Annotated in this window: 18 protein-coding genes and 1 pseudogene; 8 read left to right on the top strand and 11 right to left on the bottom strand. The window is 43.3% G+C overall.

Annotated elements, in window-relative coordinates:
• Positions 1–71 precede the first annotated feature (71 nt).
• Positions 72–665, top strand: coding sequence for a class I SAM-dependent methyltransferase (locus NE535_RS16275; RefSeq protein ID WP_261299655.1), 594 nt, complete (start codon positions 72–74; stop codon positions 663–665).
• On the top strand, positions 655–867 hold the full coding sequence (locus NE535_RS16270) for a hypothetical protein (RefSeq protein WP_261299654.1): 213 nt from the start codon (positions 655–657) through the stop codon (positions 865–867). The genes NE535_RS16275 and NE535_RS16270 overlap by 11 nt, the downstream gene beginning before the upstream one ends.
• Positions 868–889: 22 nt before the next feature.
• Here NE535_RS16270 and NE535_RS16265 read toward each other — a convergent pair whose 3' ends face one another.
• The 6 genes from NE535_RS16265 to NE535_RS16240 all read right to left on the bottom strand — a co-directional run bounded on the left by NE535_RS16265 (position 890) and on the right by NE535_RS16240 (position 8,508).
• The gene (locus tag NE535_RS16265; protein ID WP_261299653.1) at positions 890–1,339 is read right to left on the bottom strand and encodes a hypothetical protein; all 450 of its coding nucleotides are present in this window, start codon (positions 1,337–1,339) and stop codon (positions 890–892) included.
• 203 nt (positions 1,340–1,542) lie between these two features.
• Positions 1,543–2,169, bottom strand: a complete 627-nt coding sequence (locus NE535_RS16260; RefSeq protein ID WP_261299652.1) for a TorD/DmsD family molecular chaperone — start codon at positions 2,167–2,169, stop codon at positions 1,543–1,545.
• Between the two features lie 210 nt (positions 2,170–2,379).
• The gene (locus tag NE535_RS16255) at positions 2,380–2,997 is read right to left on the bottom strand and encodes a DMSO/selenate family reductase complex B subunit (RefSeq protein WP_261299651.1); all 618 of its coding nucleotides are present in this window, start codon (positions 2,995–2,997) and stop codon (positions 2,380–2,382) included.
• Positions 2,998–3,019: 22 nt separating this feature from the next.
• Entirely contained in the window at positions 3,020–5,515 is a 2,496-nt protein-coding gene (locus NE535_RS16250) for a molybdopterin-dependent oxidoreductase (RefSeq protein WP_261299650.1), read from the bottom strand.
• A 33-nt stretch (positions 5,516–5,548) separates the two neighbouring features.
• Positions 5,549–7,543 (bottom strand): MtrB/PioB family decaheme-associated outer membrane protein, encoded by a 1,995-nt coding sequence (locus NE535_RS16245; RefSeq protein ID WP_261299649.1) that lies wholly within the window; start codon positions 7,541–7,543, stop codon positions 5,549–5,551.
• Positions 7,544–7,557: 14 nt separating this feature from the next.
• Positions 7,558–8,508, bottom strand: coding sequence for a DmsE family decaheme c-type cytochrome (locus tag NE535_RS16240; protein WP_261299648.1), 951 nt, complete (start codon positions 8,506–8,508; stop codon positions 7,558–7,560).
• A gap of 262 nt (positions 8,509–8,770) precedes the next feature.
• Here NE535_RS16240 and NE535_RS16235 point away from each other — a divergent pair, with 262 nt between their 5' ends.
• Positions 8,771–9,481, top strand: a complete 711-nt coding sequence (locus NE535_RS16235) for a Crp/Fnr family transcriptional regulator (RefSeq protein ID WP_261299647.1) — start codon at positions 8,771–8,773, stop codon at positions 9,479–9,481.
• 305 nt (positions 9,482–9,786) lie between these two features.
• Here NE535_RS16235 and NE535_RS16230 read toward each other — a convergent pair.
• Positions 9,787–10,184 (bottom strand): annotated as a pseudogene (locus tag NE535_RS16230) (transposase); the annotation flags it as partial.
• A 772-nt stretch (positions 10,185–10,956) separates the two neighbouring features.
• Here NE535_RS16230 and nagB point away from each other — a divergent pair.
• The gene (nagB, locus tag NE535_RS16225; RefSeq protein ID WP_261299646.1) at positions 10,957–11,757 is read left to right on the top strand and encodes a glucosamine-6-phosphate deaminase; all 801 of its coding nucleotides are present in this window, start codon (positions 10,957–10,959) and stop codon (positions 11,755–11,757) included.
• A gap of 73 nt (positions 11,758–11,830) precedes the next feature.
• Here nagB and NE535_RS16220 read toward each other — a convergent pair whose 3' ends face one another.
• The gene (locus NE535_RS16220; protein WP_261299645.1) at positions 11,831–12,112 is read right to left on the bottom strand and encodes a hypothetical protein; all 282 of its coding nucleotides are present in this window, start codon (positions 12,110–12,112) and stop codon (positions 11,831–11,833) included.
• Positions 12,113–12,162: 50 nt separating this feature from the next.
• Here NE535_RS16220 and NE535_RS16215 point away from each other — a divergent pair, with 50 nt between their 5' ends.
• The 3 genes from NE535_RS16215 (at position 12,163) to torR (ending at position 14,332) form a co-directional block, all read left to right on the top strand.
• On the top strand, positions 12,163–12,513 hold the full coding sequence (locus NE535_RS16215) for a DNA polymerase III subunit psi (RefSeq protein WP_261299644.1): 351 nt from the start codon (positions 12,163–12,165) through the stop codon (positions 12,511–12,513).
• A gap of 156 nt (positions 12,514–12,669) precedes the next feature.
• Positions 12,670–13,419, top strand: a complete 750-nt coding sequence (locus NE535_RS16210) for a TorF family putative porin (RefSeq protein ID WP_261299643.1) — start codon at positions 12,670–12,672, stop codon at positions 13,417–13,419.
• 187 nt (positions 13,420–13,606) lie between these two features.
• Entirely contained in the window at positions 13,607–14,332 is a 726-nt protein-coding gene (gene torR / locus NE535_RS16205; RefSeq protein WP_261299642.1) for a two-component system response regulator TorR, read from the top strand.
• On the opposite strand, the gene torT is transcribed toward torR, so the two are convergent.
• Complete coding sequence (torT, locus tag NE535_RS16200) at positions 14,316–15,392, bottom strand: TMAO reductase system periplasmic protein TorT (RefSeq protein ID WP_261299641.1); 1,077 nt, start codon at positions 15,390–15,392, stop codon at positions 14,316–14,318. The two genes, torR and torT, sit on opposite strands and share 17 nt — an antisense overlap.
• Before the next feature lie 131 nt (positions 15,393–15,523).
• Here torT and torS point away from each other — a divergent pair, with 131 nt between their 5' ends.
• Positions 15,524–18,616 (top strand): TMAO reductase system sensor histidine kinase/response regulator TorS, encoded by a 3,093-nt coding sequence (torS, locus tag NE535_RS16195; protein WP_425347468.1) that lies wholly within the window; start codon positions 15,524–15,526, stop codon positions 18,614–18,616.
• A 59-nt stretch (positions 18,617–18,675) separates the two neighbouring features.
• Here the strand turns inward: torS and torD are convergent, their stop codons facing one another.
• Positions 18,676–19,314: a molecular chaperone TorD gene (torD, locus tag NE535_RS16190; protein ID WP_261299639.1), complete on the bottom strand. Its 639-nt coding sequence runs from the start codon at positions 19,312–19,314 to the stop codon at positions 18,676–18,678.
• Positions 19,315–19,423: 109 nt separating this feature from the next.
• Positions 19,424–21,916 (bottom strand): trimethylamine-N-oxide reductase TorA, encoded by a 2,493-nt coding sequence (torA, locus tag NE535_RS16185; RefSeq protein ID WP_261299638.1) that lies wholly within the window; start codon positions 21,914–21,916, stop codon positions 19,424–19,426.
• Between the last annotated feature and the right edge of the window lie 2 nt (positions 21,917–21,918).

Here is a 21,918-nt window from a genome sequence, read left to right as displayed (position 1 = left end):
AGTAATTAAATGCTCCACCCAACATTATTGTTTATGATAATCTGTAGATATTGCTTATTTAATCCAACCTTATGAAAACTAGCTTTTATAACGTCAATGCGGAATCATTTTATAACGATACCGTCGCAGTCGATTTGTCACCTTTGTATGACTTGTTTTTACCTTTATTAGCCCCCTCAGGGCATATTATTGATGCTGGGTGTGGCAGTGGTAGAGATAGTTTGTATTTTCTACAGCACGGGTTTGCAGTCAGTGCTTTTGATGCCAGTGAGCGTTTGGTGGAGAAGGCTTCAGCGTTAACGGGTCTAGATGTTGAACTTAATACGTTTGAGCACTTCAGAACAGAAAAGTTAGCCGATGGCATTTGGGCTTGTGCTTCATTATTGCACGTTGCCAGTAACGCATTGCCTGCTGCATTTACAAACTTGTCTAAAAACTTAAAAGACGGTGGTTATCTTTATTGTTCCTTTAAATATGGCAATGATGATGTTGAGCGAGGAGGGCGTTACTTTACCAACGCAGATGAATCCAGACTGACTATGTTTATTAAACATACCCGTTTGCATATGGTTAAAACATGGATAACCGCTGATGCAAGACCTGATCGGCAAGATGAAAAATGGTTAAATGCGATTCTGGTTAAAGGCAATCGCAATGAGCCTTGATGGTAAAGTTATTGATCAGGTTTTAGCTCGCTTTGGATACCAGTTAGTTGATGTTGTTGAAGTGGGGCGTTTATATCTATTTAAGGACCCACAGGCCAAATCAGTACCATCAAATTTATCCGCTATTTTAATTGATGACTTGTTGTACTCACTTAATCCTGCTGATTTTGTAAGCTCACAAATGATATTTTTTCTGCGATAAGTAAATACGAGCAATACTAAATCTAATATCTATTTACCACCATACTTCGATGCTGGTTTCGCTGATATTTCTGTAAAGCCTCCAGTTGCTTACTCAAGCTGCGGACTTGCTCCACAACCCTTGTCAATGCTTCAGAATCTTCCTCTAACTCAACAATATCAGCGTATACCTTTGTTGCTTGGACAATCAAATGTTCTGCTTGAGAAAGCTCTCCCAAATCAATTTGCTTGCCGATAAGCTGCCGAAAGCTATCGAATAATAACTGCAGCATCATGGCATCATTAAGATTTTGTTCTAATGGCTTTTGGGCTTCATCATAAGTAAAGGCTGAGACTAAATTAGCAACGGTTTCGATAGACGTTGCCCCGACAAACAAAGCACAAATTTCACGATGGGATTGAAGCTTTTTCGCTATTTTATCGGCAAATGCTGATTTATCCCATTGTCGCCCGATGGATCGAAATAAACTCATTTTAGTCCTCTACCTCTTTGCCTATACATGCCTAGGCACCAACCGAATAATCAACCTAGCTGCAAATCCTTACAGTCAAACTTTAACCTTGTGCTGATAACAAGGCTAATTTACGCGTTAATAGCTGGCCTATTGTAAGTAAATTCAACACTATTAGCGCTGCAAAGAGCTGTTTGTTCTGCCTTTATCATCCGCAGTTGAGGTTACATGTAGAGTTTTCGTTCAACGGGTTCGATTGATAAGAGTTCACGCCAGTCATCAAGCAAGATGGCAGTCAGTCGCCCAAAGCTTCTGTAGTAATCTGTTTGTGCTTTTGCCTCGATGGCAGAGAGGAAATTACCACTCCAAGGCAGTAAGTGTTCCTTTAGTAGTGTTTCTATAGGCAGACTGTTTCCATGCTCCGCAGCATTGTCAAACAGAACGCCGAGCGCACCCAATATCAAACCAATATGATCAACCGGCTGATTTGACTCTAGGGTAAATTCGATCTGGTTTTGTTGGCAAAACGCCTTAAAAGCCAACGAGGTTTCGCCAAACAAATAGTTGCCTTTTTCGGTATAAACCGATCCCCAAGGGTAAGCCTCTAGCTCTCCGGGGCCGACGAAAAGACGATGATAGTCGACACTCACGTCCTGTAGACTTTCGTGCTTTAAGCTGTCTTTTAACTGTTCTATCGGCGCTTCATTTGAGCGATTAAATGTCGGCCAACAGTCTAGAATATCTTGCTGAGTTAATTCGCTAAGAATGCTTTCTGTTGGTGCTTCATAATAAATACGATTCAAGATACGGCATACTGCGGCTGCAAGTTGATAATCTGTTTTTGTAACCATGTGACCATTTCCACCTATTCAATAAGCATCATTTTGCTCAGCACGTCTGGCAGCAATGACACTTTCATTGACAACAATAATTGTTGTTTACTTCAATTACCCAATAAAACCCTCTGATGCATCAATTGACTTACCATCAACTGATACACAGAGGGCTACATAGAAATAGCGCCAATTAAGCTGACGCATATTTCCACATATCACGCTTAATTAGATCTCGCGAACATTAATAATTCTAGCGCCTTGGTTTTCATTTTTATGTGCTTTAACGACCCAGTTAGGCGAGGTAATGCCGGAATCAGGCAGCGGTTTAACATCGGCATTGTCGCCATACTTGGCTCTCAAGTCCTCAATTAAGCCAAACTCCAGTGCCCTATGGGTACATGAATCAACACAAATAGGTTTAAGTCCTTTTTCAACTCTGTCATAACAACCATCACATTTGGTCATCACTTTTCTAGCTGCATCCAATTGTGGTGCATCATATGGGCAAGCCCGTGCACAGCTCTCACAACCAATACACATGCTCTGTTCAACCAGAACGAATCCGTCACTGCGACGCTTATGCATAGCACCAGTAGGACACGCCTTAACACACACAGGTTCTGAACAATGATTACAACCAACCGAAACGTTATACGCATAAACATTTTGCGTATAAGTGTCATCACCATTTTCGACGAACCCGCCCCCCGCATACTCGTACACGCGACGCCAGAGAATGCCTAGATCCATATCATTTCTGTCTTTACAAGCGATCATGCACGTTTTGCAGCCACTGCACGTTGAAGTATCAACGTAAAAACCATATTGTTTTGTACTATTCATTTGATAAATCTCCCCTTATAAATCAGTCTTGGTACTTATCCAGCACAATGCTGGCTGGCGCTGCAGAAATTTTCACACGACATGTGTGTGAGCACATTGATTTCACAAATGGCGAATAAAACGGACCAAGCAAGGTGTTTACACACCCGCCAATATCAATCCCGTTATCGTTCAACTGTCGCCATGAACCCTGTGCTTTCTGGAGTACACCCGGTAAAATTCTAGGGGTTACTTTTAGTCGAGCGGCAATCTTGCCACTCATTGATTCAACAATGACAATTTGTTCATCTGACAACCCTAATTTTTGGGCATCGAGCGGGTTCATCCAAACTGCAGATTGCATCGCTTCAGCCAACCAGATGTTGTTATGATTCAGCGAGTGCGTACGACGCTTGTCGTGAGACGTCACAAACTGATATGGATAGTCATGTTTGGTGTCTTCATCTTCATAACCTTCATGAGGCGTGAAATACTGCGGTGTCGCAGGCATTTTATCCTTGGGATCAGGCTGGGTTGTCGCCAGTGCCATCTCACGTAAGGTCATTGAATAGATTTCAACCTTGCCACTTGGGGTATTAAACTTTGTCCCTGGCAGTAAATCTTTGTGGACGAGTTTGGTTCCTGGACGATAGAAACGCTTATGTTTAATTTCTAGAATCTCATCGTAATGCGGGAATTCTCCAGAGCCGTCATCATGATGAGAATATCTTTCTTCCCATAGTTGCCTCTTCCACTCTTCGTCAGTTTTACCTTCGGTATATTCATCCCATATGCCCAATTTTTTAGCCAACTCGCAGTGCATGTCCCATGCGGTTTTAGCCTCAAACGCTGGTGTTATTGAAGACGTTGCCGACATAGGCGTGATGGTATTTTCAGTTTGGGCAAAACCAACATCATTCTGCTCAACATCCATTTGGGCTGGCAGGATAAGATCACACCAGCGTGTGGTCGGAGTATGGAAAATATCAAAAGCGGCAATAAATTCACACTTGGATTCATCGCTATAAACCCTCTCGCTATATTCAGCACCTTGGGTTTGGTTAACCAAACTATTACCACAAGCACTCCAAATGAACTTAATCGGCATTGCTAAGCTTTTATCTGGGGTACGGTTGCCCGTCATAAAGGCTTGCTTTTCCAATTGCTCGAACAAGCCATGCTCTTTGCCATTAAACTCAGTACCCAAATCAACCGCTAATGCAATGTTTGAACTTTGGACCATCTGTTTAACTTTGTTTTCCAATAAAAAGTTAGGGCTGGTGGCGACTGGCACTGCGTCCGGTCTATATACACCACAAAAACCACCATTACTGGTACCCTCTTTGCCAATTTTGCCAATTAACCAAGGCAAAATCATCACCGCACGTACAGCCTGCTCACCGACTTTTGAACGATTAAGTCCAAGACCTTGCAGAATGAATGGTCGCTGTGCTTCATGCAGCTTTCTAGCTAATCGTTTAATGGTCTCTTCTGGAATACCTGTAATTTTGGCTGCGCGCGCTGGCGTTTTAGGAATGCCGTCGTTAAGACCCCTGATATAATCCCTATAAGGTTCTTCATCTTGTATCTCGTCAAGCATAGTATCTTGCGTCCAACCCATACAATGCTCACGAACAAAGTCTTCATCAATCCAGCCATTTTCATCTAACTCATGAATCACGGCTTCAATCATTGCGGTATCTGTGCCTGGGCGAATAGGCAGCCACTCGGTTTCGATCCCCAAAGCACTATCGGTATACTTAGGGTCCACAATCCACAGCTCTTTGCCTGCGGTGTAACGAGTCCAAGCGTAACTGTTGCCGCCACCCGCCATTTGACATTCACGGGGGTTGCTACTAAAGGCTAAAATAAAGTCACTTTTTGCCATTTGGTCATACGAACTACCGCGCATCACACCGTCAGTTGCAAGACCCGCCCATCTGAGCTGTGCCGCACTGTATCCACCCTGAGTTGCCGTAAAACCGCCAAGAAGATGGAACAGTCTCATTGAGTGCGGTAGTGGATAGGCAAAACCCCCTTTGCCATCATTGCCGGCAGAAATAAACCCACCCCCTGTTGCTTGGGTGAAGTGAATCGCTTCATTACCATACTCATTGATAGTGTATTGAATTTTATCGGCAAGGGTAGTAAGCGCTTCGTCCCAACTGATCCTTTGCCATTGACCGCTGCCACGCTTACCAACCCGTTTCATCGGATACTTCAAGCGTTCAGGCGCATAAACACGCTGACGGGCAGCGCGGCCACGAGGACAAGCGCGCGACTGCACTTGGCCATTCTCACCATCAATCACGTCATCATCATTTTCGGTTTCAACCCGAGTCATGATGCCATCTTTTGAATACACTTTAAGTGGACACATTGATGCACAGTTGCCGGTACAGAAGTTCCAATCCATCACCTCATCGACAGGTGCAACTGGCGGGACTTTATTTGGCTCATCTGAACTGGTTTTACAACCGGTAACCGTTGCTGCGCAGCCAAGTGCTGCACTCGCTTTTAAAAAACTTCTACGTTCCATTGATATTTCCTCTCGTAGCTTTAACGATACGTCTTAGCGCAATTGGTAGGTAAACGACAACATCACTTGGTGCGCGTTGTAGTTATGGTTGATATCACCCAGAGTAATCATCCCCGGAATATCATTGACCCCTACGTTGGCTGCATCGGTATCGAAATAGCGTTCATAGCGGTAAGTTAATTTCAGTGCCATTTGCTCATTCAGCGCGTAATCGGCGTACATGCTGGCACTGTGGTTGTATGAGTAATAATCCCCATACGGATTTGTGGTCGCGGCTGTCACATCCGTGTTACTGACGGAGTTACTGAATAGGTAATCAACGCCCAAGGTGAGCTTGTCTTGCAGTAAACCGCTATAGCTTGCGCCTGCGCCTAAGTTGATAAACTCATCTTCAACGTCAGCCATCCAATCCGCTGGGCCAAAGCTTTGGCTGCCTGCTTGATTGGAGTTAATCCATTGCTGACCGGCAAACACATAACCGTCAATATGCTGATTAAAGGCGATGTTAAGATTGGCGTCGTAACCGTAATCTTCTGACTCAGTGAGACCGATTTGGGTATCGTCATACTCGTCTTGGGCATAACGGGTGCTGATGTCGAGGCTCATCCAGTTGATAGGGCTGTAGTTCACCTTTAATTCAACTGCGTTGCGGGTTCTGTCGGCTAAGTAGTATTTACGCAGTAGGGCGTTGTTTTCAGATGAGGTCAGCTCATTAACTTCATAGTCAGAGCCACTGCGATTGGCATGCTCGGCTTTCAGGTTAAAATTAACCTTGTCTAGCGCACGCACATTGAACTTTAACCATAGGTTGTCATCATTGGTTTGCTCGCGGTCACTGAAGGTACGCTCTACGTCTTTGCGGTCGTAACCGGCTTGTAAGCGGTAACCACTGGCGATGCGGTAACTTGCATTGATTTTATATGTGTTACGCTCAATATCTTGTGGGGTATTTTGTCTAAAGGCTCCAGTTAAGCTATTGAAGTTGTATTGCGCAAACTCAGCGGTTGAGCTTTTATTGTCACGCTTGCTGTAATCAACACTACCGCCGATACGAAAACGGTTAGTGACCATTGAGGTCAGCGCAAAGCGACCATCTAAGGTGTCGACTTGGCCGTCCCAGTTTTGTAACGGGTTGCCGGTCATTTGAATCAGGTTGTCATCTTGAATCATGCGCCCCGTGACGATGCGACCATTCATAAAGGTGCGACCGATATTGTACTGACCCGATAATGCCACTTGGTGGGCTTGGTTATCTGGGTCTGCTGAGTACACATCATTGGCATAAGGTAGGCTTAAGTGGTCGATGTGGTTTTCATAGACACTGCCAAAATAGCTCAGCTCAGTAAGCCAGTTTTGCCCAGAAAAGTTAATCCCAGCATCAAACTGCTTGGTGGTTGCATCGGTTGGTAGACCAAAATTAATCGGGCTAGGCGACACAAGGCTTGCTGATTTATGACCGGTTTTATCTTCTTGGCTGTAGTTCACAAAGACGCCATAAAAGTCCTGACCATAGTCAAACCCTAAGCCAATTTTTTCACGGCGCTGGGCTAAATCAAAGATGTTGATGCTGTCAGATGGCGTGAGCATGCCATCGTTGTGCCACAGGCCACTTTCCACATCACCGGCTTTGTAGGTTTTAATCGCATCATAATCAAGGCTGAATTCATATAAGCCTGCTTTACCACCTGATAGATGAGCAAAGCCATTATCCATGCCTAACTGATGGGCTTGAATGCGAGCTTGGTAACCTGACTCGCCTTGGTAGTGAACATCACCACTCACCGCTGCAATACCGCCGTCTTTGGCTGTGCCTAACGCATTACCGGCGTGAATATCACTGACGTCGTTATACCCAGCAGCAACACTCACTTCACCGCGATAACCGGTAACATTGGTACAGCGTTTACATTCGTATTTCTGGGTATCAACCGCAGTGGTATTGGCTTGACCGACACCGAAGTTAGCCGCCATGCCAGAGGTGGATACCGCCAGCAGTGACAAGGTAATAAGATTCAATTTAAATGACATAATCTTGCTCTCCATTAGCGTTGCAGCAGACTGCCAGCTGGGTGATTAGAACCATGAATTTGGCTATGACAGTTAAGGCAACTTTTTCCACCACCAAAGGCATCCATTCCGGGCTCTGGTACCACGCGACTTGCGTGACCATCTGCGGCGTGACATTGCTGACATAACTGCGGTGCGCGGTTATCTAATAAGTTGTCGTTGACGCTGCCGTGTGGGTTATGACATGACACACAGCTTTCGGTAACCGGTGCGTGCTCCCATAGGAATGGGCCGCGTTTTTCAGCGTGACAGCTATAACAGGTATCGTTAACGGTTGGCTTAACTAGGGCGCTTTCACTCATTGAACCGTGCGGTGCATGACAATCAATACAGGTCATTTGGTCCCATTTCATTGGGTGTGATGAGCGCTTGTTCATGTCAGCTTTTTCTTGGGTGTGGCATGAAGTACAGGTGTCATTCACCGACAACTTATCTAACGTGGGGTCAGTAGCGGCATGAATGGTGTGACAATCGGCACAGGCAATTTCTTCTAGATTATGGGTGCTGGTATGCCATGCCATTTGCTCAGGGTCGTTATGACAGCCTTGGCAAACGGTGTTTTGGGTTGGGGCAGACAATTTGCTGTCGGCACCAAACGCAATCATCGGCTCTTTACCGCCGCGATTATGCTGACCTTGCGGGCCATGACAAGCTTCACATTGCAGGCCTGCCATAGGTGAGTCACTGCTGGCAATGTTACCGTGCACGCCACTAAATAACGCCATGACGGTTTCGTTTTTGCGGTGACAAGTCAAACAGTTATCAGCGCCTTTAGGGGAATACTTACCTTCAGCGAACTTGTCTACTAATTGTTGTTCTAATTGTTCACCGCTAAGGTCGTCCCATGGGGTGGCTTGGACAGCCAAAATACTGCTACTGAATAGCAATAGACTTAATAAGCGTGAATAAAATTTACAATGCTTCATTGTGGCACCTTGAATAGTTTTGAATGAAAACATTCAAATGGAATCGTTAACAAACTAAACCAAGCTTAAACCATTAATAACCTTACAAATGGTAAGTACTTTACAAAGAGTCAATCTGAGAATCACACATTTAGAAATCGAATAATGATTCGTTACAAAACTATGATTTGTGACACATTAGAGGGAATCGCCATCGAAAAACGGCTAATCTACATCGGTTGTAAAAAGCATTTAATTTAAACGCTTGGCTGGATTGGTCCAAATGAAACAGTTAAAAATCAAAAAGATAGAGAAGACACTTGCATATGCAGGGGTTGAACAGGAAATTATTTCTGCACTTAATGGTAATGTACTCAAAAGAACATTAAAAAAAGGCGAACTTTTTCCGCTAGATAAATCAGTAGGCATGCTGTTTATCGACGACGGATTTATAAAAGAATCTCTAGTCAGAAAAAGTGGTGATTTCGTCACCATGTTCATTTGGAGCGACCATCAAATATTGGTCCCTAACTACACTTGGTATGATTTTGAAGATGTTGAAATTCTCTATGAAGCACTCTGTGACACTGAATTAACCATCTATCCCCAGAAATCGGTTTACCAACTTTGCTCTAGCTCTATGGCACTGTTTGATTTCTTTATCAATCGTTCACAAATGTCGTTAAGTGCAACCAGAGAATTCTGGGTTGTTGCTAATAAGGTAGGAAAGCATGACACATTGCTTATCTATTTAACCGTCACTTTTTCTGTTTTATCTCATAAAGGAAAAAACACCTTACCAATTTCAATGGCAGATTTATCAAGCGTAACAGGCTGCAGCCGCCAGCACTGGTCAAAACTGTTAGGAGAACTAAGAGATCAGCAAATCATTGAAACGAGTTACGGTTCAATTACCTGTTTAGATATCAAAAAACTCACTAATATGTGTGACCCAGACTTGTTGGTTATATTTGCCCGATATTTTCAAGAGTAATGAGCTTGATTTAGATAACCATACAAAAACGAAGACAATATTTTAAGATTATTAATCAATAATATAGATTGTTTTCAAGCCATTTTTATAAAAATAATGTCTTAGTTGAGTTCAAATAGTCTTCGTTGCCATTCCACGAAAACTGTGCGCTATGTTACCTTTAATTATTCTCGACTATGTTATGACCTGGTCAACTGAATTCGGACAACCTAGGGGCGTGTTGAACTTTGCTGTGCACATTTTACTCAGCAATGCATCGGCAGCCACAGCCACATTATAGTAAACGCCAGTGATACTATACTGGCTTAATTTCTTGTTATTTTATTATATATTGTTGATATTAAAGTAAGTAATTAATCCTCCTGAAAGCATTGTCAACCAGATGTCGATACTTGTAGAAGCACCAATCCATACTTTCTTTGTCGATATCTTGTCCATAATTTCGCTTTGGTATAACGGTTTCCCCACCTTTTGCTTAAACATATGCCCTTAAAGCGTCGTTGTCATATCCTTTATCAGCGATAAATACGTTCCCTCCCTAAGGTGGTCAACAAGACTCTCGGCACGCGCAATATCATTTTCTCTGGCTTTCTGATATCTCGAATTAGAATGGTAATCCACCACAATCCACGACCAAATGAATTTTCGTTGCCTTACCGCTGCGACTCTTTCCAATACACTCACTATCGGGTGTCGCTGCTCCAGTGTAACCCTCCCTTAAAATCAAAAAGTTTCTTTCTTATAAAAATCTCCAACAATTTGCCATCAAAAACGAGAAATCAACTGAACAGGGTAACAAAGGTGATTTAGTTATTGCACATCATCCGCTGCTTTAAGGATGTACATGCCAATAACAGATTAACATAGCCAGTTTTTGTCATTGGCGGGGGGAGCTTAGCGTTGTTGTGTTGTTTAATGTCATGGGTAACAGGGCTTAATACCACTTATAGAATTGAGTATATATGTGTAAGCAGAGTCCCAGTGGCATGACCATTTTTTGGGGGGAAAGGCGCTAAAGTTGACTCAGTAATCCCAAAATATCTGTTTTCTGATTTTCACTTCAATGCATTATCATTAAATCAAACCACTCAAATTGAGAGATAAATTAAGCGCTAATTAGTGATTAATTTTCAGTTTAGTTATAAAGTAACCATCATCTATTTGGGATGTGTCTTTCTTTGCCAATGAGTGTCACCGGAGTTATCAGCGCCCATATCGCGGGCGTTTTAAGCTAATTCTCCGGGAATTGGTTGATTACTCACGCCAATGGTAAATCTTCAGCAGGGTTAAAAATTGCTGTCGGGATCTTTGTTCATTAAGCAGATACTTAATAAGTCTTTTAAGCAAAAAATTACCTAGTTGAATTAATTTCACCAGCATGGGTGGGCAATGCAGAGCTTTTTGCCGTTTAAATTTATGCTAATATGCGTGGGTCTTTGATTAACGTTCATTATTGTTTTTTTATTGGGATATTTATGCAAATTATTATTTTAGAAAATGCAGAGCAAGTTGCGAGCGGTGCAGCTCAATGGGTTGCAGAAGTCATCAAACAAAAAACAAATCCTGTTTTAGGTCTTGCAACGGGTAGTACGCCAATTAGTTTGTATAAGCAGTTAGTGGAATATCATCAAAAAGGCCAATTAAGCTTTGAAAATGTGACTACATTTAATCTTGATGAATATCATAATATTGAAGCAGAAAATCCACAAAGCTATCGTACTTTCATGAAACAAAATTTGTTTGATCATGTCAATATTGATCAAGAAAAGACATATTTACCAACTTGTCGTAATGATCAAAATCCTCGCGTGCAAGGTCTTGCATACGAAGAACAAATTAAAAATGCGGGTGGCGTAGATTTACAAATTTTAGGTATTGGTGCAAATGGCCATATCGGTTTTAACGAACCGACTTCAAGCTTAGCGTCGCGTACTCGAATTAAAACCTTAACCAAGCAAACGTTACAAGATAACAGTCGTTTATTTAAAAAAGACGAATATCAACCAACTATGGCAATGACCATGGGGATAGCAACTATTCTTGATGCACGTTATGTATTACTTATGGCAACGGGCAAGAATAAAGCCGCTGCGGTTAAGCAAATGATCACCGGTCCTGTAACGGCTATGTGTCCAGCGTCAGCCTTACAAATGCATGAAAATGCAATTATTCTTATCGATAAAGATGCCGCTAGCGAATTAACCGAGCAAGAATATTTTCAATGGGCAAACCAAGAGCACCAAAAAATTAATCAAACCTTTGGACTATTCATTTAACCGGTTTGACCTATGCCAGGGTTAACCTGACATATTGCCTCTTAAAAAGTCATGTTGATTAACATGACTTTTTTTATGGGAAAATTTTATTGCCATCTTTATGCTGATTGTAAAGCAGGTTGCAGGTTGCAGGTTGCAGGTTGCAGGTTGCAGGTTGCAGGTTTGGAATATTTAGAAATGCAGCGGGTAATTTGTACGCTGAGTGTTGAACGCATCCCCCATTTTTGACTAAGCTCACCTCGTTATGACACACAACAACGGTTAACTCATTCCATTGCAATTGGTTAATAGCATTTAAGCCAATGTTGTAAACATGGGCAAGGGAGTTAGGATTATGACATTGGCTTTCCCTCATCCCCGCTAACCTGATATTCTTAACGCACAATGGGTTTTTAGACAGTGAACATGGAAAAATCAGCGTTTCTTGATGCAATGAACATTACTCGTTGGCGCAGTGCCGACAAGCCGGGTAAACCTTTTTTAGTATTGCATGATATAGATGCTGACTTGTCGGCGCAGTCGTTTATTGAACAGGTACTTGGGCTGGTTAATGTGACGCTAGATGAGTGTGATTTTGACTGTGAAATCCACAAAGGCCCACAGGTTGTTTGGGATATGCGTAAAACCAAACGTCGCCCACGGGTCGCCTGGCTGGTTACCGCTCCGCTTAATGATGTGATGCAAAATGGTGATGAAAAACGTCAACTTTGGCAACAAATCTGTCAGCTCCTAAACACTCGCCAAAGTGAGCGTTAACAGGGCTGCACTCATACCTCTGCAAGTGAATTAACCTTTGTGTTCATAATTTTTCATATTCATTTTTTATCAATTCATATCAAGCACAATAGCCATTCATAAGTTTTCCCTATAGTCATCCTATCAATAATAAGTGGTAAACATAGGGTGATAATTATGAACAAAATACATCAACTGACTCAATCGGTTTTACTTGGCAGCATGCTTTTATCAGCTGTGCCATTTGCGTTTGCCGCAGATGATGCCGACGTATTTGGCGGTAAAATCAGCGGTAACATGACTTTTGCATCTGATTATGTTTTTCGTGGTGAATCTGAAACGATGGACGGCGACGTTCCTGTGGTACAAGGCACCTTAGGCTGGGCTAACGATGATGGTTGGTATACTGGTGTTTTTGCTTCTAATATTAAGTTTGCCGATCCTAATTTAGAAATTGTAACCGCACCATATATTGGTAAAGCTGGCGAGTTCGGCGAAAGCGGCATTACCTATGACGTGATGGTCTTTTCTTACCTTTATCCGGGTGCCTCTTATTCAAACTACACTGAATTATGGATTAAAGTGGGCAAGCAGTTTGGCCGTGCCAACGTGCAACTAGAAGTGACACCAACGGTTGATGACTGGTTTGGTGTTGATGGCTGGCAAGGTGTGAACTACGCAGTACACCCAAGTTATCAATTCGACAGTGGCTGGAAAGTGTCAGGCAGTGTCGGTTACCAAGATTTAGATGGCGAGGGGGCAGAAGGTTGGGGACACTGGAACCTTGGTGTCAGTAAAGCCTATGCAGGGATTAATTTTGACGTGCGTTATCATGGCAGCACAGTTGATTCTGATCATAAAGTGTATGGTACCCAAACTGAAATTTTTGATGATCGCTTCGTTGTCGGTATTAACAAAAGTTTCTAACCTGCAATAGCCGCTTCGCGGTAAATATTGTTAGTGGATCTGAAACGTCACTCCCTTAGTGATATTCAGGTCCATTTTTTTAGGCTTTTTTTGCTACCAGCTACTCATTCCTTTGATATCTTTATAGGCAAATATGAAAAATTATGAATAATAACGGGTATCGATTTCACTCTATCTGGAAAATGAAATGGCACATACTGGGTTAGCAAGTACTGTACTCGTAGTTGATGATGAGGCGGTAATACGTGCACGGCTAAAAGGATACTTTGAGCGTGAAGGTTATCGGGTACTTGAGGCCGCAGATGGTGAAGAAATGTGGCAACAGTTTGCTAAACAACATATAGATTTAGTGATGCTAGATGTGAATTTGCCCGGTGTTGATGGCTTAAGTTTAGCCCGTGATCTTCGTAGCCGTTCAGATGTCGGTATTATTTTGGTTACTGGTAGAGATGAAACCATAGATAAAATTGTTGGCCTTGAAATGGGCGCCGATGATTATGTCACTAAACCGTTTGAACTAAGAGAGTTACTCGTTAGGGTTAAAAACTTGCTTTGGCGGATTTCGTTAGTAAAAAAAGCCCAGCAGGAAGTGGTAGAGCAATTTGAAAAATGTGACGACTTAATTGTTTTCGACCAATATGTTTTAGAACTGAATAGCCGTAAGTTATCTCGCGGTGATGAAGTGATTAAACTCACCAAAGCGGAATTTGAGCTACTGACGGCTTTTGCTTTACACCCACAACAGGTGTTATCTCGCGAACGTTTAATGCAGCAAACAAGTCATCGGAATGAAGATGTCAATGACAGAACCATAGACGTGATTATCCGCCGTTTACGCAATAAGCTTCAGGCAGATTTATTTGTTACCGTCCACGGTGAAGGTTATTTGTTTGCCACTAAGGTTGAAGACTAGGCGAGACGACACGATAGACTGGATAAAAGTCAGCAGGGGCCAAGCTATTCTCAAGTGCTTTAAAGGACACCTTACCTTGTGATAGCTTTTGTATTTGCGGGCCTATGTCACCGAAGGGCGCTGCTCCTTCAAGCTCTTTTACTACCACATCAATGGCTAACTTACCTTGTAACACCACTTGATCATCTGTGCTAAAAGCCACTTTATTTCGATACAGTCCGCGTAACGTGGCGGGAGATAAATAGCTACTGACTAATTTTACCTGCTCAGTTAATTGTTTATGCTGTAAAGATCCTATTGCTGCCTCAATGGCCACCGCACTTCCTAAAATATAATCGGGAATATGATCATTGAGTAAGTGATGTAATTGGTCACGGTAAAGGTTGCGGTTATTATCTGTGTGGCGGATAGAGGACACTTCTACCGGACTGTTAGCTATGGCATCAAGAATACCAAGCTCAACCCAACTGCTACCGCCCACACCTTCCGGGCCAGTTAATAGTGCTACTTTAACCGATTTATCTGTTGGGGGCTTTGGTTGTGCTTGGCTAATAAAATTGCCTGCAATCCAGCCCATTTGATACCAATTCACGCCAACGCGAGTATTTATGATAGGGCTATTAAGCTGATTGACTAAGGCAATAATTGGTTTATTGATTAGTCCTTTATAATGCTTAAGTAAATCAGGGCTGACAGTGCCAAGTAAAATTGCATCAAACGGCTCTGTTAAACAGTGTTCGAGTTGCTTTAGTTGCTTATCTTTGCGGTAATAACTGCCAGCTTCAAATAACTCAAGATTAATCCCTAATTGGTTGGCATGTGACACCAATCCATAATCGATGCCTATCCAATAAGCATCTTTAAGGTGGGGGACGAGTGCACAAATACGCCAGTTTTTTTGGGCAGACGTTAAGGCGTTATAATGGATTTTCTCAGTGGTTTGAATTTTTTGGTTAAATGGGGTTCGTCGCTCTAATGACCAATGAGTGTCGTTTTTTGCTTCAACAAATGATGAAGTTGTCCCTAAACAAAAAATGAGTATATAAATGAGTTGTCGCATCTTATTGTCTCTATTAGGGTGTCTAGGCCGTTAAGTAAAACACTGTGATTTTTGTCGAGTAGATTGTAACAGTTTAAGGAATGAATGTGAGTGCTTTATCACTATCAGGTAAGAGCTTAGTTGGTCGCCTCATGTTGGCCTTTAGTCTGTTAGGACTGCTATTACTATTATTAGTTAGTCTGGGCAGTTTATCTTTGTATTGGGTCAAATTAGCCGATCAGTATTTATATGAAGAAGCCTTACCCGCCTCGGAAGCGGCCAGACAACTTATGCAGTCATCTAATGCTTTACTCGACAATGCCCAAGGGCTTGAGCGAGTTGAAGAAGAAGCTCAGCGAGCGTTTTTAGGGCGTAAGCTCTCTTTAGAAAGCACCAATTTACTCGCGGCAATTGAGCGGCTTAACGCGTTAAATGTGCAAGGTAATCATAACAGCAAAGATAATAACTTAGCCTTGCTTGCGGGGGAAATTATTCACGACTTATCGGTTTTAGGACGTCAAGTAGGTGCACGCTTAGCATTAACCGCACTATTAGATGATAAAGGCAGTGACCTTGCTGAAGCGGCCCGTCGAAGCGGCATATTGCTTGAAGCCGAACAAGCGGTAGTCGACTCGGCTATTTTAGCCAAATTAAGCTTAGCCTACCCGCAAGTGGCAGGTGAGGCGCAAAGTGCCCATCTGCTCGACACCATTATAGAACAAGATTTAGATATCAGAGAACGCTTAAATAGGGCGTTAGCACTGATCAACCATATCGCATTGGTGGGTCAACTTTTACAGTCACCCGAGCAACAACTTGGGTTGAATAAAGTATTAGACAGCATGACGCGGGTGCTTTATCAATCGGGATTTCGCCCTAAAATAAGCGGTCAAAATGTTGCAGGCGCCCCGCTTAATTCCGCCTCTGGAGTAGATGTTTCAAATCATGTAATGGATAAGCAAATTGATTTAATGCCACTTGAATTACTTAAAGGGCTGGTACGTGATCCAGCTAGGGCAACTGAACTCGAGCAAGAATTAGTTTTGCTGAGGGACGTGAATATTGGTTTACGCTTACAACAGCAATATGCACAAGTGTTGGCGAAGCAAAATGCTCAGTTAATGCAGTTAACCGACAAATTAAGCCAGTTAAATAAGTCGGTCGATGGCGCGATGAAAGCCCAACAAATTCAAGCAGACAATGCCCGCCGTGATTTTTTACAACAACTTCTTTGGGCAAAATCGGGTTTGTGGGCCACCGGCGTATTGATGTTTATTATCATGATGCTAGTGGTATATCGGGTGATTTATAAAGGCATTGCCCTGCGCCTAAATGAAGCGACGACAGCATTATCGCAATTAAGCCTAGGTAATACCGAGGTTGTGCTCGATCCCCATGGCGATGATGAGCTGACAGCTATGGCTTCAGCTATTGAAGCATTTAAGCAAAAAACCACCCAAAATCAAGCGTTGCAAGTCGAGTTACAAACTACCGCATCAGAATTGATTGTGCATAAAGCCTCATTAGAAAATACCGTTCAGGCGCGCACCATAGAATTAGCCGAAACCAACCGTCAATTAGATGCCGAAGCAAAAGGGCACTCGGCCGCAAGGGAGATGGCAGAGCAGGCCAGTAATGCTAAATCATTATTTTTAGCTACCATGAGCCATGAAATTCGCACGCCATTAAATGGGCTTTTAGGCACGTTAACGTTATTAAGTCACTCTCCTTTGCCGCCAGCCCAAAAGCAAATGCTGGCTTTGTCTCAATATAGCGGCACATTACTGCAAACCGTATTGAACGATATTTTAGATTTTTCGCGTTTAGAGCAAGGCAAGTTAACTAATGAGCCGCGACCCGTTGCGTTAAATGATCTGTTAGATGAAGTGATGGCTGTGATGATGTCGGGTGCGGGGCTGGCTGGATTATCTTTATCGTTAAACTGTCAAAACTTGCCGCACTGGGTGCATGTCGATGGCCCTAAACTGCGACAGGTATTGTTTAATTTGTTGGGTAATGCAATTAAGTTTACCCCAAAAGGTGGTGTGGAATTAAGTGTGGCTGTGGTTGACCAAAGGCTCACTTTTACTGTGATTGATAGCGGAGTTGGCATTAGTGACACCGCGATGGAACAATTGTTTATCGCATATAGTGCTCAACCTAATCAAGGGCGCACCCGTGGTACTGGTTTGGGGCTGGCAATTTGTAAAGAATTGGTCGCATTGATGAATGATTTCGACAATAACTGCGAAAACAATCTCGATAACGCCAGCCAATGTATTCGCGTGGATAGCCAAGTGGGTAAGGGCTCAACATTTAGCTTTAGCTTACCGCTTATTATGTGTAATCAAGCCGATGAGTTAAGCCGTATCGAGTTGCCAAAGGTGACGCCTAAAAATCTGTTGGTCATTGAAGATAACAAAGTCAACGCCATGGTAGCTCAAGGCTTTTTAGCTCACCTTGGGCATCAGTCGATATTGGTTGAAAGCTGCGCCGAGGCAAGAGCGGTTTATCGGCAGGATAACGCCGCTCAGTTTGATGCAATTATGCTTGATATTCAGTTAGGTGACGGCTCGGGCATTGAGTTACTGGCTGAGTTAACACAGATTGCGCAATCGGCGCAGGTGAGGGCAAATATCGCCGCTTTTACTGCCCAAGTGCAAGATGATGATATGCAGCTTTATAAAGCAACAGGGTTTGATTCGGTACTCGAAAAACCATTGAATATGCAGGCTTTAGCAGGATGGATTGGGGTGGCCAGTGAGGCATTTCAAACCGAGACGCACAGTGTAGGTGCAGCATCGGCTCCCCACTCGGCATCGGCTTATCATGGTGAAGTGAACTCCAATACTACTGATGCCGACAGCCTAGTTGCAGGTAGCACCATTAAGGCCAAGCCTAATAGCTATCCAGTATGTAAACCAACAGCGAGTTTGCTTAATGAGCAACAAATTACTGAGGACTTAGAATACTTAGGGGCGGATGCGATAGCTGAAATGCTCACCTTGTTTAAAGCCAGCAGTACCGCACAGATAGCGGCATTAGCTAACTTACCTGCTAACAGTAGCGAATTATTACATGGTTTAAAGGGCAGTAGTGCCAGCATGGGGTTAGTTGCGTTAACTCAGCTATGTCAGCAATTGGAAACATGCACCTTTACCAATGAAGAATACCAAGCGTTACAACAATTATGGCAAGACTCAATGGATGCCGTTTCAGTCAAGTTATCTGATGTCAGCAGATAGCATGAATAAAAAAACACCGAGCAAGCTCGGTGTTTTGGGTCTTTGGGGGAAGGATAAAACTAACTTACTTGTAAAGCATCACAATCACTGGCAACCCAAGCCTGGGTAAGTCTGGCAAGAGCGGCATAAAAATTACCGCTATCAACCGTCATTACCTTATCGGTAAACTGAGGTAACCAAGCATTCAAATATTGGGCGATAAAGGCCTGTTGTGTTTTATCGTCACTGCAACAGGCTTGGTGGGCGACGTAGGCTAAAATGACTGCGATATGATCAGCAGGTTCAGGAAACTCACTTTGTACAGTCAATTGACTTTGTTGTAAAAAAGTCTTCATTTGCTGATGTTGTTCACCAAATAACAATATTTCATCGCTGGCGTCATTATCGCCAAGGTATAAGCTGGCATAGGGACTTGCGCTATGTTTAGTGCCGACTAAAAACAATCCGCAATAATCAGCAGCAAGCTCTAATAACGCCCGATCAGTATTTAGCGTATTCAACACTGAATTTAAGCTAGCGATATCTTGTGCCAATAAAGGATCGCTGGCCAGTTGAGCAAAGAAGGCTTGAGCTTGACTGGATGTCAGTTCATGCAATAGTTGCTGATCAAGCTCTTTAGCAAAAAGCGATGAGAGCAGTCTGTATACCATCGCGCGGCCCTGGTTCATTGGGGTGGCATATACTTGCTTATCAGTCATCTATGTAATCTCCTTTGACCCAATTCAGGTCGATTCTATCTAGAGGGTTATTTAGCCCCAATGGAAAATGTGGTGCTAAATAACCTCAGTTAACGGCTAATTGTGTGAACTACACTTGTGTTTCAATTGGGCCACTAAACGAGCTGACCTCTGGCACTTTGCCCTGATACTTTTCAAAGTTAACTAAACAAGTATAGGCTGCGCAAGCTTGGGCTAGCTTGGAGGTGCCAATATCTTGAGTCAAGGTATTTGGGTCACCATAGCTACATAATGCACCAATTTCATTGCCACCTTGTTTGCTGCCATCTTTGCCAACAGGACCGTACCAAGCACCTTCGTGAATACGAATAACACCAGGCGGGAAGCTGTCTGACACTACTGCGCCAGCAAGCAATTGACCACGGTCGTTAAATACCCGCACGATATCACCGTCTTTAATACCACGTTGTTTGGCATCGGTTGGGTTTAAGTAAACTGGCTCACGCCCTTTTACAGTGTAGGTTGCACGGTATTGCTCTGATTCACACATTTGCGAATGTAAACGCTTATCAGGATGACAAGACTGCATCCACACAGGGTACTTATCTGAACCGGGTCCACCATGGCTGCGTTCAGATTTTTCCATCCAAGTTGGGTGGCCTGGACAATCATCATAGTTAAACTGAGCGATTTTTCGGCTGAATATCTCAATCAAACCCGATGGTGTACCAAGTGGCGCCATTTCAGGATCGTTTCTAAAATCAGCGTGACGAGTCCAAGGTTGACCTTCACCGAAGTGAACATAACCGTCTTTCCAGAAGGTATCGAAATCTGGCATGTCAAATTTGCCAGCATTGTCTGCTTTACACTCGTTATATAGCTTTTTAAGCCAATCAAACTCAGACATACCACGGGTGTACTCTTGCTCTTTACCCATGATTTTGGCAAATCGAGTAAAGATTTCAAAGTCAGATAAGCTTTCAAATAATGGCTCAACCATTTTTTGCATCGCTAATACGCCACGGTTAGCATAACTGCCATAGACATCAATATCATTGCGTTCAAACGTGGTACAGGCTGGTAACACGATATCAGAGAAACGGCATGTCGCCGTCCAGTTCATATCAATGGTGACCACGCATTCAAGCTTTTTGAATGCTTGCTTCATTTTGTTTCTATCTTGATGATGGTTCCAAGGGTTATTCCCCGAAAATACCATCATTTTGATATCTGGATAGGTCACTCTTGCGCCGTTAGCGTCGATGGTTTTACCCGGCTCTAATATGGCATCAATCCAGCGCGCAACAGGGATAGTGCTACTTGCGCCTTTGAAGTCATTATTATCAAACAGCGGTTTTTGACCTTCATCTAAATTACGTGGAAACGCCCCTGGTGCTGCGGCGCCAGATGAGGGCACGCCAATACTTGAGTAATGGTGGCCATAGCTGATACCACCGCCAGGTAAACCAATTTGGCCAATCATAGTGGCTAACACAGCAGCCATCCAATAGGGTTGCTCACCGTGTTGTTGGCGTTGAATACACCAGCCCATCATGATTTGGGTACGACCTTTAGTCATTACCTTGGCTAAATCACGAATGATTTCAGGAGTCACGCCAGTAATCTTACTGGCCCATTCTGGGGTTTTTACAATGCCATCGGACTCACCTAATAGATAAGGTAGGAAGTGTTCAAATCCTAGGCTGTAACCTTCGATAAACTTTTTATCATGCAGGTTTTTGATCACCATTTCATGAGCAATGCCCAGCATCAATGCCACGTCAGTTTGTGGATTGACATACAGTTGCTCGCAGCCCAAATACTGCTGCGTTTTAGTGACCACAGGGTCAATGCTGATCACGCGGATTTTACCTTGCTTAACCTTCTCTTTCAGCTGCGCAAGGTAGCCATATGACTCGTGGGTTTCAGCATTCCAACCCACTTGCAGGTTTTTATAGGGATCGTTAGACCACAAAATAATAGTGTCTGACTGTTCAAGGATTAACGGCCACGAGGTGCCCTGGGCGTATACCTCAGTCGACCCTAAAATGTACGGTAATATGGTTTGCCCAGCACCGGTAGAGTAGTCGCCAATCTTTTTAACAAAATTACCGTGCATGCCTACAGCGCGTTGCATATGGCTAGTGCTTGAGTGCAGCTGCCCCGTTGCGCGCCAACCAGTTTGCCCCGCATGTAAGCCTGATGGCCCATACTTAGTCTGCACTTGGTCTAATGAGTCCTTGAACAGGTTCAGTGCCTTGTCCCAGGTGACACGTACAAAGCGGAAATCACCACGTTGTGAAGTATCGCTTTTATGACCATTTAATAAAAAGTCTAAACGCACCATAGGGTAACGAACGCGTGATGGGTTATACACTAACCCTTTAACGCCGTTAATCATGTCGGTTGGATATTTGTCTAAGTCAAATGGGATAACTTGATCAATGACGCCATTTTTACGCTTCATTTTGAATGCGCCAAAATGTGAGCCAGTTGTTAACCAGTCATCATTCGCCATGGTTCCCGCTGCGGCCAAAGCCTTAAATGGCGCTAGCACTGATGCACTGCTTAGGCTAACAAATGAAGTTGCTGCTAAGCCTTTTAGAAAGTCTCTTCTGTTCATAA

The organism is Shewanella holmiensis, from assembly GCF_025370255.1.
Taxonomy (GTDB): Bacteria; Pseudomonadota; Gammaproteobacteria; order Enterobacterales; family Shewanellaceae; genus Shewanella; species Shewanella holmiensis.
This window is presented reverse-complemented; position numbering and strand designations above follow the sequence as displayed.

Coding starts and splice junctions, on each gene's coding strand:
- NE535_RS16275 (WP_261299655.1), top strand. CDS start 72: ATGAAAACTAGCTTTTATAACGTCAATGCGGAATCATTTTATAACGAT.
- NE535_RS16270 (WP_261299654.1), top strand. CDS start 655: ATGAGCCTTGATGGTAAAGTTATTGATCAGGTTTTAGCTCGCTTTGGA.
- NE535_RS16265 (WP_261299653.1), bottom strand. CDS start 1,339: ATGAGTTTATTTCGATCCATCGGGCGACAATGGGATAAATCAGCATTT.
- NE535_RS16260 (WP_261299652.1), bottom strand. CDS start 2,169: ATGGTTACAAAAACAGATTATCAACTTGCAGCCGCAGTATGCCGTATC.
- NE535_RS16255 (WP_261299651.1), bottom strand. CDS start 2,997: ATGAATAGTACAAAACAATATGGTTTTTACGTTGATACTTCAACGTGC.
- NE535_RS16250 (WP_261299650.1), bottom strand. CDS start 5,515: ATGGAACGTAGAAGTTTTTTAAAAGCGAGTGCAGCACTTGGCTGCGCA.
- NE535_RS16245 (WP_261299649.1), bottom strand. CDS start 7,543: ATGTCATTTAAATTGAATCTTATTACCTTGTCACTGCTGGCGGTATCC.
- NE535_RS16240 (WP_261299648.1), bottom strand. CDS start 8,508: ATGAAGCATTGTAAATTTTATTCACGCTTATTAAGTCTATTGCTATTC.
- NE535_RS16235 (WP_261299647.1), top strand. CDS start 8,771: ATGAAACAGTTAAAAATCAAAAAGATAGAGAAGACACTTGCATATGCA.
- nagB (WP_261299646.1), top strand. CDS start 10,957: ATGCAAATTATTATTTTAGAAAATGCAGAGCAAGTTGCGAGCGGTGCA.
- NE535_RS16220 (WP_261299645.1), bottom strand. CDS start 12,112: ATGAGGGAAAGCCAATGTCATAATCCTAACTCCCTTGCCCATGTTTAC.
- NE535_RS16215 (WP_261299644.1), top strand. CDS start 12,163: ATGGAAAAATCAGCGTTTCTTGATGCAATGAACATTACTCGTTGGCGC.
- NE535_RS16210 (WP_261299643.1), top strand. CDS start 12,670: ATGAACAAAATACATCAACTGACTCAATCGGTTTTACTTGGCAGCATG.
- torR (WP_261299642.1), top strand. CDS start 13,607: ATGGCACATACTGGGTTAGCAAGTACTGTACTCGTAGTTGATGATGAG.
- torT (WP_261299641.1), bottom strand. CDS start 15,392: ATGCGACAACTCATTTATATACTCATTTTTTGTTTAGGGACAACTTCA.
- torS (WP_425347468.1), top strand. CDS start 15,524: ATGTTGGCCTTTAGTCTGTTAGGACTGCTATTACTATTATTAGTTAGT.
- torD (WP_261299639.1), bottom strand. CDS start 19,314: ATGACTGATAAGCAAGTATATGCCACCCCAATGAACCAGGGCCGCGCG.
- torA (WP_261299638.1), bottom strand. CDS start 21,916: ATGAACAGAAGAGACTTTCTAAAAGGCTTAGCAGCAACTTCATTTGTT.